The organism is Acidovorax sp. M2(2025) (genome assembly GCF_049330835.1).
Lineage (GTDB): Bacteria > Pseudomonadota > Gammaproteobacteria > Burkholderiales > Burkholderiaceae_C > Acidovorax.
In genome coordinates this window covers 206,665-222,704 of the sequence record NZ_CP186262.1, presented here as the reverse complement: position 1 = coordinate 222,704, position 16,040 = coordinate 206,665, and the positions used below count along the sequence as shown (strand labels likewise).

The window sequence follows — 16,040 nt, the reverse complement described above, 5'->3', positions numbered from 1 at the left end:
TGCGCCATGGACGACTGACATGAATTTATCCGACCTCACCCTGCCCCAGATGCTGCGCGAGCGCGCGCGCACCGACGCGCAGCGCATCGCCATCCGGCAAAAGGACTTCGGCATCTGGAAACCCTTCACCTGGGCGCAGTACCACCAACGCGCCAGCCACTTCGGCCTGGGCCTGCGGGCGCTGGGCCTGCCTGCGGGCGGGCATGTGGGCGTGATCTCCGAGAACCGCATCGAATGGGTGCTGGCCCAGATGGGCGCAGGCCTGGTGGGCGCCGTGACGGTGGGCGTGTACCCCACCAGCCCCACCAACGAGGTGGCCTATGTGGTGGGCCATGCCGACATCGAAATCATGGTCTGCGAGGACCAGGAGCAGACCGACAAGCTGCTGGCCGCGCTGCCCGAGCTGCCGCGCCTGAAAAAGATCGTGGTCATGGAGACCAAGGGCCTGCGCAGCTTTGCGCCCGAGGTGCGGCAGTTCATCACCACGTTTGACGAGGTGGAGCAGCTGGGCGCGGCATCCGGCCAACAGGCCATCATCGACGATGCCCTCGCACGCCAGCGGCTGGATGACGTGGGCCTGATGATCTACACCTCGGGCTCCACCGGCAAGCCCAAGGGCGCGATGATTTCGTACCGCAACATCCGGGGCGTGGTGCCGGGCATCGTGGACCGGCTGGAGCTGTCGCAAGGCACCACGCACCTGTCGTACCTGCCGCTGTGCCACGTGGCCGAGCAGATGCTCACCAGCTTTGTGCCCGTGTACATCGGCTCGCAGGTGAACTTTGGCGAATCCATCCGCACCGTGCAGGAAGACCTGCGCGAGGTTGCGCCCACCATGTTCCTGGGCGTGCCGCGCATCTGGGAAAAGCTGCACGCCGCCATCCACATCAAGCTGCAAGAGACCGGCGGCCTGCGCCGCGCGCTGTTCCACAAGGCCTACAACGCCTGCAAGCCACTGGCCGAGAAGCCGCGCAGTGCCTGGAGCGCTGCCGACAAGCTCGCCTTTGCTGCCAGCTATTGGCTCGTCTTCCGCGCGCTGCAGAACTTCATCGGCCTGCGCAATGCCCATGTGGCGCTCACCGGCGCCGCGCCCATTCCGCCCGATGTGGTGCGCTTCTTCCGCGTGCTGGGCGTACCGCTCATCGAGGTGTATGGCCTGACCGAATCCACCGGCATGGTCACGGGCCACCGTCTGGACCACGTAGTGGTGGGCACCGTGGGTGTGCCCACGCTGGGCGTGGAGCACCGCATCGCTGACAACGGCGAGCTGCAACTCAAAGGCGACATGGTGTTTGCGGGCTACTACAAGAACCCCGAAGCCACGGCGAGCAGCATCCAGGGCGGCTGGCTGCACACGGGCGACGTGGTGCGCGAAGAGCAGGGGCAAATCAAGATCGTGGACCGCCTGAAAGACATCATGATCACCGCCGGCGGCAAAAACCTCACGCCGTCCGAGATCGAGAACACCATGAAGGCCAGCCCCTTCATCAAGGAATGCATCATCGTGGCCGAGGCGCGCAAGTTCGTCGGCGCGCTGGTGATGATCGACTACGAGACCGTGGGCAAGTGGGCCGAGGCGCGGCGCATTCCGTTCACGCACTTTCGCTCGCTGGCGGAGCACCCCGAGGTGCGCGGCCTCATCGACGCCGAAATCAGCCACAGCAACCAGCGCCTCGCGCAGGTCTCGCAGATCCGCAAATTCCACCTGCTCACCAAAGAGCTGGACCATGACGACGGCGAAGTCACCGCCACCATGAAGGTGCGCCGCGCCAGCATCTACAAGACCTACGCGGCCGAGATCGAGGCGCTGTACCACTAGCCGGGGGCTTACTAGTGCCGCGTTGAATGCTATAAAAACAGGAGCTGTTAGCGCTTACCCATCAAGCGCTAGAGGCCAATTTGACATGAAAAACACCGCCGCCGACACCTCCCCGTTGCTGCTCGAACGCGCGGGCGCCATCGCCACGCTGCGCTTCAACCGGCCCGAGGCACTCAACGCCATCGATGTGCCCATGGCCCGGGCCTTCCTGGCGGCCGTGCAGACCGTGGCAGCCGACCCCGGCGTGCGCGCCGTGGTGCTGTGCGGCAACGGCCGGGGCTTCATGGCCGGGGGCGACCTGGCCACGCTGCGCGCCGCGCCGGTGCAGGGCGCCATCGACATCCTCACGCCCCTGAACCAGGCGCTGCTGTTGATGGCGCAGATGGACGCGCCCGTCATCGCACAGGTGCATGGCGCCGCCGCCGGAGCGGGCCTGAGCCTGCTGCTGATGGCCGACTACGTGATCGCCGCCGAAGGCACGCACTTCAACCTGGCCTACATCAACCTGGGCGCCAGCTGCGACGTGGGTGCGTCGTGGGCCTTGCCGCGCATCGTCGGCGTGCGCCAGGCGCTGGAGATTGCGCTGCTGGGCGAGGCCTTCGGCGCCGACGACGCGCTGCGCCTGGGCCTTGTCAACCGCGTGGTGCCCGCCGACACGCTGGAGGACGCCACCACCGCCCTGGCGCAGCGCCTGGCCCAGGGCCCCACACGGGCCTACGGCGCGATGAAGCGCCTCATGCGCCAGTCGCTACAGCACACGCTGCCCGAGCAGCTGGAGGCAGAGAAAAACGCCTTCGTGCAGTGCGCAGCGACACAGGACTTCGAGAGCGGCGTGGAAGCCTTCCACCAACGCCAAAGCCCGGTGTTCGCCGGGCGGTAGAGCGACCAGCCGGCTCTACGCCGCCGATTGGTCGCAAATCCAGAACACTGCGTTGGCCCGCGCCCGGTTTATCCGGCCGCCCGCGCGCTCTACAGTGCTTTCCACGCCCCGCAACGCGGTGCGCAACCAAGACCACCGCCCACGCAAGGCTTGTTCCCCCTACTCCAGGCCCCTGCCCACCATGATCACCGTCCGTCCCGCCGCCGAGCGGGGCCGCTCCTTCACCGGCGGACTGCCCAGCGCGCCCAGCGGCACGCTGGCGTGCCGATAGGCTGCACACCATCCCCCCACCGCACGCCGCCATGCACCTGACCTCCCATGCCTTCGCCCACGTGCCTGAACTGCAGGGCCGCGTCACGCCCGCACACGCTTCGGGGCTGCGCCTGACGGATGCGGTGCTGGCCGAGTGGGATGCCCAGGCCCGCTGCCAGGGCCTGCCGGCCGACTGGCGCCTGCCCGACGCGCAAGTGGAACGCTCGCGCCGCGCAGTGCTGGCCGCCGTCACCGCCGGCCCGCAAGACCTGTGGGTGTTCGCGTACGGATCGCTGATGTGGAACCCCGGCTTTCACTTCGACGAAGTGCGCCGCGCCAGCCTGGGAGGGTATGCGCGCCGGTTCGCGCTCAGCACCAGCATCGGCCGCGGCACGCCCGATTGCCCGGGCCTGGTGCTCACCCTGCAGCCGGCGCAAGAACAGGTCTGCGAAGGCCTGGCATTCCGTATCCCTGCACCACGGGTCGACGGCGAATCCCGCCTCCTGTGGCGGCGCGAGATGATCACCGGCGCCTACTGCCCCGCGCTGATGCCCCTGCGCACCCCCCAGGGCTCCCTCGCCTCGGCACTGGTGCTGACCGCCAACACCGCCCACCCCCAGCACCGGGCCAATCTGTCGCTGCAGGCCACGGCCGCCACCATCGCCCGCGCCTGCGGCAACATGGGCAGCAACCGCGACTACCTCGACCAGCTGGTGGCGCAGTGCGAAGTGCTGGGCATCACCGACCGCTATGTGCAGGAACTGGCACTGCGGGTGCGCGCGCTGGGGACGCTCTGCACGGATTGAGCGGCAAGTGGGTGCTGCAGACCGCCCGAGACCGCAGCTGCAGCCGGCGCGACGGTTCGTGAAGGATGCTCAGGGTGAACAGGCCGGTCTTCACCCCGCCAAGGCTGCACATTTTCAAGGCAGGTCGCGACGGCGTTCATGGAACAATCGCCGGGCTCCATGTGTCTGGGCGGCCCGTCAATTGAACACCCCTCCCGCTGGGGAAGCCGGCATTCTGCCGGGCCGTCGCACCCTCCTCTGCGCCGATCCACTTCATGAAAAAACACCTTTGCACCGCAGCCCTGGTCCTGTTCTCGCTGTTGCCCCTGAGCGCGCAGGCCGCCCCCACCCCGCCTGTCTCCAGCGTCATCGTGATGCCCTGGGACTACCAGCGCAACAAGAACCTGCCCGCAGAGCTCAAGGCCCAGGGCTTCACCCACGCCACCGTCTATCTGAACTGGTCCGACATCGAAAGCCGCCGGGGCGAATATGAGTTCGCGCACTACCACGCGCTGATGGACGCCCTGGTCAACGCCGGCCTGTCGCTGCTGCCAGTGATCGACATGGGCGGGCGGCCGTACAAGGACGACAACGGTCAGGTCGTACCCGGAAAATCCACCGTGCCGCAATGGCTGTCCGCCGCGCATCCGGACACGGCCCTGCGGAACTTCTCCGGCGACCCCAGCTGGCAGCCCGACTTTGCCGACCCCAACGTACGCAAGTACGCGAACCCGTTCATTGCACAGACCGTCGCGCACTTCGCCCAACGGTATCCCGCCAAGGTGCTGGGCTTCGCGATCGGGCTTCAGGAGGAGCACGAAATCAAATACGGGCAGATGGGCTACCAATGGCGGGATTACAAGGAGGCCACCCAGAACGCCTTTGCCCGCCTGTACAACGCAAAACAGCCCGTCATCAACTACAACAACAACATCGCCGGCGGCGTTCCCAAGCCCGAGCCCCTGCTGCATGCCCACAAGGAGTTCCGCGAAGAGCGCCTGCGCGAGGCCACCTGCGCCTATGCGGACGTGATCCGCACCCAGGGCGCACAAGCAATGGGCTATTTTGCAGAGACCTTTACCTCGCACGACGCCATCTACGCCACCGGGATCGTCGAAAAGCTGGCCTCTTGCATCGACATCGCCATCATCGACTTCAATTTCTACGATGGCTACAACCTGGTGCCAGATGCCGATGTGCTGCCCACCCTGGCCAACTACCTGGGCTCGCTGGGCTACAAAAAGGTGATGGTGGGCGCCTACGGAGAGCGCTGGGAGGCTTCGCAAAAAGCCTCCCTGCTGATGCCCATTCTTCAACGCACCATCACCCAGTCGCTTGCCCAGGCCCACGTCATGGGCTACGAAGTGGGCGGCTTCGAGCACCGGGCGGGTGGCCCGCTGGCCAGCCCCGAAATGGCAAAGCTCCATGCCAGCGCAGCCAAAGCCAAGCAGGACAACAACACGGCCCCTGCGGCCACCCGGCGCACCCGGATCGGCATTCTGGGCTCCGCCTCCAATTTCTATGTCTGGCACGGTGAACGCAGCGCCGGCCGCAACACGCACCGCGACGCCCTGTTTGCCGCCTACAAAATCCTGAGCAACGAGCCGGGCCTGGAGGTCCACGTCCTGGGAGAAAAGAACCTGCTGCAGGGCGATGCCCTCGTAGAGCAGCTGGACGCGATCCTCGTCCCCCACCAGGCAGCCTTGCCTGCCAGCATCAAGACCCGACTCACGGCCTTCTGGAAAAAGGGCGGCGTCCTCATCCAGGACATGCGCCTGGGCGAATTCGACGAAAACGGCAAACCCACGTCCGACTGGATGCACGAAGTGTTCGGCATTGCCCATATCGAATGGAAGAAGACCGGCGGCATTTTTCTCCTCGACGGGAAGATCTACCGGCTCAAGCCTTCCAAGCAGCTGTACACCGGTTACGCGTCCCTCGTTCCGCGGCCCGGATACCAGGTGCAAGCGACCGAACTGCTGCAAAAGGACCAAGGCATTTTGCTGACGGGTCCCCGCACGCTGGCCTTCGGCTTCATGCCCCAGCTGGTCGAGGACGCAACCCAGGACGCCTGGAAAAAACTGTTTGTGCGCGAAATCACCAAGGCGGCAGCGCAGCGGCTGCCGCGCGCTCAGGCTGCATCGCTTGCCGCGCCCTAAAAGCCGCCACAGTCTCCGCCGGGCCGCACCACAAGACCCAACGGCTTGCCTGCCTCAGCCTGCGCTGGGGCCGGCGTCCTTGGTTCGTTTTTTTGCCATGTTCATGAACGGCTGTTCAATCAGCTTGTAGCTGACATACGAGACAGCCACCGTCACGACAAACGCCAGGAGCGTTCGCTGGTACTTGTTCTGGACCACGTGGGCCGACAGCACCAGGATAGGGTAGTGAACGAGATAAAAAGAGTATGAAATGTCCGAAAGTCTTTTCACAAATTTCGGGTTTTCATATTCCGTATCCTTCAACAGAAGAAACAGGGCTGAAATACCCAGGCCGGTGATAAATATGGGCGTCATGAACACCGGCTCCCACGCCTTGTAAAGAACGATGGTCGTCACAAAGATGGACAGCAAAGCAGCTTTGTCATATTTTGGCTGCTTCACTGCAATCCATGCACCAAACAGAAAGAACGGCAACTGTGAAAATGCGCTGTTTTGAATGAAAAAATAAATATATATTCCTTCCAGCTTGTTGATCAGTGGATGCCATCTCATTCCGCCATAGACCCAGAAGCAGGCCAAAGCCACAAAAATCGCCGTAATTTTGGTGGGGCTTTTGGCAAACCTGGCGGCGATGAAGAACGCGACCACATACCAGACCATCTCGATGGTCAGCGTCCAGCTGACGCTCAGCGCGTTGTACTTCTCGTACGCAGCCGGAAAGAAGTGCTGAAGAAAAACCAGGTGAATCAACAGGCTCTTCACATCGATATTGTTCCATTGAAGATGCTGGAACACCAATGAGAAGAGAAAGAACCAAAAAAGATAGGCCGGATAGATTCGCAGCGCGCGGTGCTTGAAGTAATCTGCGGCAGAGTACCGCAAGGCGCTCTGGATGATGAGATACCCGCTGATAACAAAAAATATCTGAACCCCGATCCATCCTCCCGAGATACCAAAATAGGGAATCGTGAGAATATTCAATGAATGCAGGTGATTCATGAAAACAAGAACCACCGCGGCAGCCCGCAGGGTCTCGATGGAGTGATTCTTGGAGGTTTGAATGACTGGATTCATATTTTTTTCTGAGGCACGGGGGAGAAGAGCCTGAAGCTCTCCCTCATCCGCCATGGCGGAATGGCGTTATGGCGGCTGCGAAGCAGCCTTGTCAAAACGGTACCGATCCTGGATCGGTGTCCACCGGCTCCTGTTCGGGCCCCGTCACCACCCCTGCGGCAGCGTCTTTGCTTTTGCGCGGGGCAACGGCGGTTGCGGCCTTGCCGTCCGGCTGAGTAAGGGCCGCCCCTGCAGCCGCAGGCCCACCCTCCACCTCCCCACCCAGCGCCTCAATCAAGTCGGGGATCAGCTTCACCAGCTCCCCGGTGGCGATCGCCACGTCGGTGTCGAAGCCGCCGTCGTCCGCCTTGGTGCCTTCGAACACGGTGTCCAGAAAGGCCACCTTCTTGAGCTGCAGCCCCTCGGTGAGCATGAACGACACGCGGTCGTCCCAGGTCAGGGCCAGCTTGGTGGGCAGCTTGCCGGCGTCGATGTGGGCCTGCACCTCCTCGATGTCCAGGGGGTGGCGGGCGTAGCGCACCACGGCCTTGTCTTCGGTGGCGCTTTTCAACTCGCACTCGCGGTCGATGCTGAAGCCCACGGGCGGCTCCTGTTCCTTGAGCCAGTGCGCCATGGCCGCCTGGGGGCTGGTCTGGGTGTGCAGCAGGGCCACGGACAGGCCGGGCAGCGAATCCACGAGCAGGCTCACCACCTCGTCCGCGCGGCCCTGGCTGGAGGTGTCCAGCACCAGCAGGCGCGAGGCGGGGTCGATCCACACCCACATCGAGCCCTGCTTGGTGAACGCCATGGGCAGCAGGTCCAGCTTGGCGTCTTCCTTGAGCTCCTTGGTTTCCTTCTTGCCGGGCTTGCGGCCGGTTTCCTGCTCGATGCGCGCGGCCTTTTCCTTGACCTTGCGCGCCAGCACGCTGCCGGGCAGCACCTTGGACTCGACCATGAAGCGCAGGATCCACTGACCGCCCACGGACTCCGCCAGGGCGCCGTGCTGCTCGCCGCGCGGCGGCACCCAGCCCAGGGATTTTTCCTGCGTGGCGCCGCACTCCATGAAGGGGGTCTTGGCCAGGGCCTCTTCCACTTGCGTCAACTCAACCTGCCATTGCGGGGCAATGCGGTACACGATCATGTTCTTGAACACGAAATAGCCTTTGTTATTTGAACCGTTGAAAAAACCCATCCACCGGCAGCCAGGGATGCTGTGCACGCATTGTCGGGGGTTCGCTGCCCTTGCACGCACCCAGGGCACGGGAGCGCCCCCCGACCGCGCAGAACAGACGCGCAGTGCGAGAAGCTTCTTGGCACAACTTTACACAGACTCACCCAAGCGGCACCGCGCCGTTACATGCGGGGCAGACACTGGATGCCAATCGCCGAGACGGTCGTCCTGGCGAGCTTCCACCTGAAAGGACCCCACCATGGTTTCCACCTTCCAACGCCGTCTGGCGGCCACAGCCGTTCTTGCCGCCCTGGCCCTGCCCGTCCTGGCCCAGCCCCAGCCGCCGGCAGCCCCGGCGCCCAATGCGGGCGCCTCGGGCGCGCCAGGCCGCTTCAAGGGAGGCGACCCTGAGCAGCGCTTGGCCCGCCACCAGGCGCACATGGCGCAGCGCCTGGCGGCCCTCAAGGACCAGCTCAAGCTGACCCCCGCCCAGGAGTCCGCCTGGACGGCCTACACCGCCGCGCTGCAGCCGGGGGCCCGTCCGGCCCGCCTGGACCGCTCGGAGATGGAAAAACTCTCCACCCCCGAACGCATCGACCGCATGCGCGCCCTGCGCGCGCAGCACGCGGCCGAAGCCGACCGCCGCGGCGAAGCCACCAAGACGTTCTACGCAGCCCTCACGCCCGAGCAGCAAAAGGTGTTCGACACCCAGACGCGCCACGACCACCCGCGCATGGGCGGCATGCGGGGCGAGGGCCCGGGCCACCACGGCCGCCACGGCGCCGGCCCGCAAGGCCCGCGCGGCCCTGCAGCAGCAGGCACCGCGGCCCCTGCCGCTCCGGCCAAGTAAACAGCCACAGCCTCCCGCTCCCGTGCAGCCGCCGTCCGGCGAAAAGGACGGTGCGCCTGCCGCCCTAGCCCGGCGTCCCCCTGGACCCCGGGCTTTTTTGCGCCCTGTCCCGGCTCACGCCCCTGCACCTTGGGGGGCGGCGCGCTCCCCGGCAGTTGTCCCCCTGGTTTTTCTTCTTAGGCTTTTATAAATACATAGTGGTAGTAGTAAGGACCGGGTCCTTCTGTGGACAACCGGGTTTTCTCCAGGCGGGGCGCGCACTTGCGGCGCGGCCAACCTTGTGCATGAACCCCGGCTGCGGGTGTCTTTGCAACGGGGACAAAACGCTGGGCCCCCGCCTTTCTGTGGACAAGCCCCGCGTTGTGCCACAACTATCCCCAAGGTTGCACACCGCAGGCGCCTAGCGGCAAAAATAGAGCAAAAAGTACCTCTAGCGCTTGATGGTTAAGCGCAAGCAGCTATATTTTCAATAGCAAAACGCAGGCATCCGCCCGCTCCGCCCCCCCGTCCGGGCGCCCGGGCGCACCGCCGCCACCGCCGTGTGCGGCCACCCTGCGTGCCTGGCCCCGGCCGCAGTCCCTTTCTCAAGCCGCGCGCAGGGTTCCGCTTCATGAATCGTCGCGCCGCGAGCAACTGCAGTCTCGGGCGGTCTGCAGCGCATGCGTTCCACACGATTCGTGCGGAGGACCGCCCCAGGCTGGCGGCGCAATCCGGCTGCGTCTGCGCGAGGAGGCGGTTTGGGGTTCCTGTTATTCCTTAAAGTCTCTATAAATCAATAGCAGTAGTAGTAGAGGCGGCCGTTTTCTGTGGACAAGACCGGTTTTCCCAATGCTGGCGCCCACTTGCAGCCTGCCAAACGCTGTGGGAGACGCCACCGGAAACCGCAGGGGCCACCGACAACAACTTTCCGCAACCCGCTCCGGCTGTGGACAACTGCCCGGTTGTGCCAGCAATGTGCCCAGGGTTGTCCACAGGGTGGGGCAAAAAGGGCCCAGGGCGGCCGGACAAGGCCGTCAAGCAGAGCCAGCGGTGGGGAGCGGGGGGAAGGGAGGGGCAGAGGGGCGAGGGAAAAGGCCCCTGAGGCCTCCCCAGGCCGCCTCAGGGGCGCAGGAAGGTGTCCAGAACGTCCGCCGAGAGGGGGCGGCTGAACAGGTAGCCCTGGTAGTGCTGGCAGCCCGCGCGGGCCAGCAGCTCGCGCTGCTCGGGCGTTTCCACGCCCTCGGCGATGACCTGCAGGCCCAGGCTGCGCGACAGGCCGATGATGGTGTCCACGATGGCGGCGTCGTTGGGGTCGGTCAGCAGGTCGCGCACGAAGCTCTGGTCGATCTTGAGCTGGTCCAGCGGCATGCGCTTGAGGTAGCTCAGCGACGAGTAGCCCGTGCCGAAGTCGTCCAGCGAGAAGCCCACGCCGTGCGACCGCAGCGCGGCCATGGTGGCGATGGTCGCCTCCATGTCCTCGACCAGCACGCTTTCGGTCAGCTCCAGCTTGAGCAGGTGGGCCGGCGCGCCGGTGATGGCCAGCACCCGCGCCACATCGTCCACGAAGCTGGCATGCCGGAACTGGCGCGAGCTCACGTTCACGGCCATGGTGAGGTGGGCCCGCTGCGGGTCGTCCTGCCAGGTGGCCAGCAGCTTGCAGGCCGTGTGCAGCACCCAGCGGCCCAGGGGCAGGATGAGCCCGGTCTCTTCTGCCAGCGGGATGAACTGCGCCGGCGACACCATGCCGCGCCGGGGGTGGGCCCAGCGCACCAGCGCCTCGACGCCCACGCACTGCCCGGACAGGTGCACCTGGGGCTGGAAGTGCAGCAAAAACTCCTCCTGCGCCAGCGCCGAGCGCAGGTCCGTCTCCAGGCCGGCCCGGGCGGTCACCACCGCCTGCATGCCGGGGTCGAAGAAGCGCAGCGTGTTGCGCCCCGCCGTCTTGGCCTGGTACATGGCCAGGTCCGCCTGCTTGAGCAGCTCGCCCACGCTGGTCTGCTCGCCCGTGAACGGCGCCACGCCGATGCTGGGGGTGCTGCGGTACTGGTAGCCCGCCAGCGCATACGGCACGGCCAGCATGGTCAGGATCTTCTCGCCCACGCTGCGCGCGTGCAGGGCCAGCTCGTGCGGCTTGGCGCTGAGCTCCTCCAGCATCACCACGAACTCGTCGCCGCCCAGGCGGGCCACCGTGTCCATGCTCCGCACGCAGGTGTTCAGGCGCTGCGCCACCTGCTGCAGCAGCAGGTCGCCCTGGTCGTGGCCCAGGGTGTCGTTCAGGGTCTTGAAGTTGTCCAGGTCGATGAACAGCAGCGCCCCGCCCTGCTGGCGCCGCTGGGCGTTGGCCAGCGCGTGGGCCACGCGGTCCATGAGCAGCATGCGGTTGGGCAGGCCCGTGAGCGCGTCGTAGAACGCCAGGCGCTGGATCTCGCGCTCGTTGGCCTTGCGCTGGCGGATGTCGGTGTTGATGGCCAGGATGGACTGCGGCTGCCCGTCCTCGCCGCGCACCAGGGTCCAGCGGCCTTCCACCTCGATGGTGCTGCCGTTGCGGTGGCGCTGCACGATCTCGCCCGTCCACTCGCCCTGCTCCAGCACGGTCTGGGTGGCGTGGCGGAAATGCGTGGGGTCGGCGTAGAGCAGCGTTTCCACCGACTGGCCCAGCGCCTGCAGCTGCGACCAGCCGTACAGCCGCTCGGCGCTCTTGTTCCAGTAGATGACGCGGTGCTCGAGGTCGCGCACCAGGATCGCGTCCTGCGCCTTGTCCAGCAGCGACGCCTGGTGGCGGATGCGCGCGTCGGCCAGCTGCCGGTCGATCTCGGACGACGCGCGCGCCGCAAAGATCTGGAGCGTGGACGTGATGAAGCCCGTCTCCGCGATCGGCTGGCGGAACAGCACGAATACGATGCCCACCACCTCGCCGTCGGCATTGCACAGCTGCTGGCCCGCGTAGCCCTGGGCGCCCACGAGGCGCAGGATGGGCGCTTCGGGGTAGCGCTGCTGCACCTTGTCCGCCACCACATACTCCCGCTGCGACAGCAGCTGCAGGCTGGGCGTTGCGGCCAGGGAGTACTCGTCGTTGGGCAGCATCTGCCCGTCCAGCACCGCGGCCAGCGTCACCACGCGCGGCGGCTGCCCGGCCGCGTGGGGCAGGAGCCGCACCACGCAGCCCCCCTGCGCGCCCAGCGCATCCGCCATGTTGCGCACCAGCTGTACGAAGAACTCGGTGCCCGTGCTGGCCGAAACCGCCGCCGCCACCTTGAGCACCGACGCCTGCAGGCGCTGCTGCGCCTTTTGCGCGCGCAAGCTGGTGATGCCGAAGGCCAGGTCGCCCGCCAGCTCCTGCAGCAGCGCCGCTTCTTCGGGGCTGATCTGCAGCACCTCGGGCGCGTACAGGTACAGCAGGCCGAAGGTGCGGTCCTGGTCGCGCACGTGCTCCTTCAGCGGCAGGCAGATCACGCCGTGAAAGCCGTGGTCCAGCATGCGCTCCGTCCAGTCGGCGAAGTCGCCTTCTTGCCGGATGTCCTTGACGATCACCGGCCTGCCCGAGCGCACGGCGATACCCGCGGGGCCGCGCCCGTAAGGGTCCGCGGCGTCCCACGACAGGCGCAGGTTTTCAAGGTAGTTGTTGTTGTAGCCCGCGTGCGCCACCGGCTGGATGGACTTGCGGTCGTCGTCCAGGGCAAAGCCCACCCACCCCATGCGGTAGCCGCCGATGTCCACGGCGATCTGGCAGATGGCCTGGAGCAGCGCGGTCTCGGAGGTGGCGCGCACCAGGGTCTCGTTGCAGGCGCTCAGCAGCCGCTGGGCGCGGCCCATGCGCGCCAGCTCGCGCTCGGTGCGCAGGCGCTCGGTCACGTCGGTGGCCAGCACCTGGCGGGCCGGCCGGCCGTTGAAGCTGATGCTGCCCGCCGTGATCTCCACGTCCATGAAGCTGCCGTCCTTCTTGACGTGGCGGCTGATGACGGGCTTGCTGCGCTCGTCCATCGGAATGGAGCGAAGCACTTCCTCGATGTGCGCGCGCTGCTCGGCCGGCCACAGGTCGGGCATGCGCAGGGCCAGCAATTCGGCCTCGGTGTAGCCGTAGTGCGTCTCCATTGACTGGTTGACGGCCTGCAGGCGCAGGGTTTCCCGGTCGTACACCCACATCGGATGCGGGTGCTCGTTGAACAGCATGCGGTACTGGTGCTCCGACGCCCGCAGCTGGCCCGCCACGTGGCGCAGCTGCACCATGGCCCCCAGCGATTCGGTAAGGATCTCCAGGTGGGCCACGTCGCGCCGGGAGAAGGCGTGCGCCCGGTCCGACAGGACCTTGAGCGAGCCCACCACGCCCTGCGGCGTGCGCAGCGGCACCGCCATCACCGAGCGCACGCCCTGGCGGTGCGGCAGCGACGCCATGTCCCAGCCCTCGGCCTCGGTGTCGTTGCACACCACGGTGCGCCCCTCGCGCAGCGCGGGCCACACCAGGCTTTGTTCCACCGCCATCAGGTGGCCCGGGGGGCGCACCAGGTCGCCCGACGACGCCTGCGCCACCAGCTGGCGGCCCTGCAGCAGCTCCACCACGGCCCCGCGGGCCAGGGTCTGGCGCAGCACGGTGTCGGCCACCAGCTGCAGCACCTCGGGCAACGGCATGTCCAGCGACGAGATGCGCTGCTGCACCTGCAGCAGTTCCGCATGGGCCTGGGCATCCCGCTGGGCCTCCAGCTCGACCGTCTTTTGCGCGCTGATGTCCGTCATGCCCCCCACCATGCGCACCGCCTTGCCGGTGGAGTCGCGGATCAGGAAGCCGCGGTCCAGCACCCAGGCATAGCTGCCGTCCTGGCGGCGGAAGCGGTACTCGGCCGACCAGTGGTTGTCCGTGCCCCCGATGGCGGCCTGGATGCCCTGGACCACCGCCTCGCTGTCCTCGGGGTGCAGGCGCAGCGTCCAGGACGTGCTGTCGGGCGGCAGCTGGTCCATGGGGACGCCGAACAGCGTCTGCATGCCCTCGTTCCACCACATCAGGTCGGTGTGCAGGTTCCAGTCCCACACCGCGTCGGCCGTGGCCCGGGACACCAGGTGAAAACGCTCCTCGCTTTCGCGGCGCGCCTGCCGCGCCTGGTGCTGGGCCGAGATGTCCTGGAACGCCCCCTGCACGCGCACGACCCGGCCCTGGCCGTCGCGCACCGCCTGCCCCGCCGCGCGCGCCCAGACGCGCACGCCGCCGGGCAGGGTGACTTCGGCCTCCAGGTCGAACGGGGTGCCGTGCTGGATGCAATCGTCCAGCGCCTGGTGCACCTGGGAGCGGTAGGGCGGGTTGAACAGCTGCACCACCTGGTCCAGCGTGCTGGCGCGGTGGGACAGGCCGTAGGCCGCCGCAATTTCCTGCGACCACGCCACCTGCTGGCCCGGCAGGTCCAGGGTCCAGGCGCCAATGCGGGCGATGGAGCCGGCCACGCGCAGCGCCTCGCCCTGGGCAAGCAGCTCGGCGTGCATCCGGTCGCGCTCCTGCACCAGGTGCGCCAGCTCGCGCCGCTGGCGCCGCAGCTCCAGCTGCACCATGGTCTGGTCGGCCAGGATCCTGAGGCCCTGCAGCTGCTGGTCCTCCAGCGTGCGCGCAACGGTGTCCATCACCGCCAGGGTGCCCAGCGCGAACCCTTCCGGCGTCACCAGCGGAACACAGGCGTAGAAGCGAATGCCCGGCACGTCCAGCACCAGCGGATTGGTCGCAAAGATGGGGTGCTGCAGGGTGTCGGGCACCACCACGGCGTCGCGCCGCCCGTCCAGCGCATGGGCGCAGAACGCGATGGCGCGGTCCGTCTGCGCCAGCGGTACGCCCACCGCAGCCTTGAACCACTGGCGCTCGCTGTCCACGAAATTCACCACCGCCATGGGGCAGCCGCACACCTGCGCGGCCAGCAGGGCCAGCTGGTCAAAGGCGGCCTCGGCGGGCGTGTCGAGGATCGCGTAGGACTGCAGTGCTTGGAGCCGCGCGGCCTCGTCGGGAGCGTGCGCTGGCGGCATGGTCATCGGGCGCAGGCCGGCCCCGATGGCGCACGCACGCCCGCCCAGGCCGGCTGGGACCGGGGCGCAAGGCAGGGCGTGGGAGTGGGCATCGTCAGGGCGGTCGGGTGGCGGGGACAGGCAACGGGGCATCGCGGCCCCCTGGGGAAACACCGCCGTTGTAGGCCAAAATCCCCCGGACCACAATTGTTAACTGTTAATGCTACACCGCGCTGCGCTGCCTCCCGGCGCGCGGGGGTGAGGGTTTGCCCCATGCGCCTGGCCGTCCCGCCGCGGGGGATCAGACCAGGTTGCGCATCGCCTGCGCAATCTCCCGCAACAAGGGGAGGACGCGGGCCGCGGCGTCGGCGCTGCTTTCGTGGCCCATGGGCATGGTCACGTTGAGGGCCCCGACCACTTCGCCGTGCCGGTCGCGCAGCGGCACCGCGATCCCGCGGGAATTGAGGTCCAGCTGCTGCTCCGACAGGGCCCAGTCCTGCGCCCGGATGCGGTCGAACTCCGTCGCCAGCTGTTCCTTGTGGGCAATGGTGTGGGAGGTGAACACCTTGAGCGGCCGGGTCGCCAGCCAATGGGCGACCTGCTCTGGCGGCTGCAGGGCCAGCATCAGCATGCCCGAGGCGGTGACCTGTGCCGGGATCCGTGCGCCCAGCACGTAGCCGGTGTTCATGCTGCGGCTGGGGCCGTTGCGCGCGATGTAGACGACCTCGTCGCCATCCAGCACGCTCAGGTAGGCGTTCTCGTGCGTGCCGGCGGCCACGCGCTGCAGGAACGGCTGGACGATGCGGGGCAGCCGTGCGGATTCCAGGTAGGACTGCCCCAGCCGCAGCACGCGCGGCGTGAGCCAGAAGAGCTTGCCGTCGGTGGCCACGTAGCCCATGTGCTGCAGGGTCAGCAGGTAGCGGCGTGCCGCCGTGCGCGTCATGCCGGTGCGCTGGCCGGCTTCGCTGGCGGTCATGCGCGAATGCTCGTCGTCAAAGGCTTCGATGATGCCCAGCCCGCGTTCCAGGCCGGCGATCCAGTCGCGCCGCTCCAGGCCCGGCGGCTGGGGGGATGGCAGCGGTGGCGGAGGGGGCATGGCGATGTTGAGCAAATGTT

Annotated in this window: 9 protein-coding genes; 5 read left to right on the top strand and 4 right to left on the bottom strand. The window is 66.9% G+C overall.

What is annotated here, in order from left to right; genetic code table 11:
* The first annotated feature begins 19 nt into the window (after nt 1–19).
* The 4 genes from ACOYR3_RS00985 (at nt 20) to ACOYR3_RS00970 (ending at nt 5,895) form a co-directional block, all read left to right on the top strand.
* The gene (locus ACOYR3_RS00985; protein ID WP_422844674.1) at nt 20–1,819 is read left to right on the top strand and encodes an AMP-dependent synthetase/ligase; all 1,800 of its coding nucleotides are present in this window, start codon (nt 20–22) and stop codon (nt 1,817–1,819) included.
* A gap of 85 nt (nt 1,820–1,904) precedes the next feature.
* Nucleotides 1,905–2,699, top strand: coding sequence for an enoyl-CoA hydratase/isomerase family protein (locus ACOYR3_RS00980; protein WP_422844673.1), 795 nt, complete (start codon nt 1,905–1,907; stop codon nt 2,697–2,699).
* 302 nt (nt 2,700–3,001) lie between these two features.
* Entirely contained in the window at nt 3,002–3,757 is a 756-nt protein-coding gene (locus ACOYR3_RS00975) for a gamma-glutamylcyclotransferase (RefSeq protein ID WP_422844672.1), read from the top strand.
* A gap of 254 nt (nt 3,758–4,011) precedes the next feature.
* Entirely contained in the window at nt 4,012–5,895 is a 1,884-nt protein-coding gene (locus tag ACOYR3_RS00970) for a beta-galactosidase (protein WP_422844671.1), read from the top strand.
* Between the two features lie 54 nt (nt 5,896–5,949).
* Here the strand turns inward: ACOYR3_RS00970 and ACOYR3_RS00965 are convergent, their stop codons facing one another.
* Nucleotides 5,950–7,023 (bottom strand): acyltransferase family protein, encoded by a 1,074-nt coding sequence (locus tag ACOYR3_RS00965; RefSeq protein ID WP_422844670.1) that lies wholly within the window; start codon nt 7,021–7,023, stop codon nt 5,950–5,952.
* A gap of 37 nt (nt 7,024–7,060) precedes the next feature.
* Nucleotides 7,061–8,101, bottom strand: coding sequence for a recombination-associated protein RdgC (locus tag ACOYR3_RS00960; protein WP_422844669.1), 1,041 nt, complete (start codon nt 8,099–8,101; stop codon nt 7,061–7,063).
* A 277-nt stretch (nt 8,102–8,378) separates the two neighbouring features.
* On the opposite strand from ACOYR3_RS00960, the gene ACOYR3_RS00955 reads away from it, so the two are divergent.
* A complete protein-coding gene (locus tag ACOYR3_RS00955) occupies nt 8,379–8,969 on the top strand; it encodes a Spy/CpxP family protein refolding chaperone (RefSeq protein WP_422844668.1) in 591 nt (196 codons plus the stop codon).
* A gap of 1,098 nt (nt 8,970–10,067) precedes the next feature.
* Here the strand turns inward: ACOYR3_RS00955 and ACOYR3_RS00950 are convergent.
* Together ACOYR3_RS00950 and ACOYR3_RS00945 are read right to left on the bottom strand one after the other, a co-directional pair.
* On the bottom strand, nt 10,068–14,945 hold the full coding sequence (locus ACOYR3_RS00950) for an EAL domain-containing protein (RefSeq protein ID WP_422846648.1): 4,878 nt from the start codon (nt 14,943–14,945) through the stop codon (nt 10,068–10,070).
* A gap of 280 nt (nt 14,946–15,225) precedes the next feature.
* Nucleotides 15,226–16,020 (bottom strand): IclR family transcriptional regulator domain-containing protein, encoded by a 795-nt coding sequence (locus ACOYR3_RS00945; protein ID WP_422844667.1) that lies wholly within the window; start codon nt 16,018–16,020, stop codon nt 15,226–15,228.
* Between the last annotated feature and the right edge of the window lie 20 nt (nt 16,021–16,040).

Coding starts and splice junctions, on each gene's coding strand:
- ACOYR3_RS00985 (WP_422844674.1), top strand. CDS start 20: ATGAATTTATCCGACCTCACCCTGCCCCAGATGCTGCGCGAGCGCGCG.
- ACOYR3_RS00980 (WP_422844673.1), top strand. CDS start 1,905: ATGAAAAACACCGCCGCCGACACCTCCCCGTTGCTGCTCGAACGCGCG.
- ACOYR3_RS00975 (WP_422844672.1), top strand. CDS start 3,002: ATGCACCTGACCTCCCATGCCTTCGCCCACGTGCCTGAACTGCAGGGC.
- ACOYR3_RS00970 (WP_422844671.1), top strand. CDS start 4,012: ATGAAAAAACACCTTTGCACCGCAGCCCTGGTCCTGTTCTCGCTGTTG.
- ACOYR3_RS00965 (WP_422844670.1), bottom strand. CDS start 7,023: ATGGCGGATGAGGGAGAGCTTCAGGCTCTTCTCCCCCGTGCCTCAGAA.
- ACOYR3_RS00955 (WP_422844668.1), top strand. CDS start 8,379: ATGGTTTCCACCTTCCAACGCCGTCTGGCGGCCACAGCCGTTCTTGCC.
- ACOYR3_RS00950 (WP_422846648.1), bottom strand. CDS start 14,945: ATGCCGCCAGCGCACGCTCCCGACGAGGCCGCGCGGCTCCAAGCACTG.
- ACOYR3_RS00945 (WP_422844667.1), bottom strand. CDS start 16,020: ATGCCCCCTCCGCCACCGCTGCCATCCCCCCAGCCGCCGGGCCTGGAG.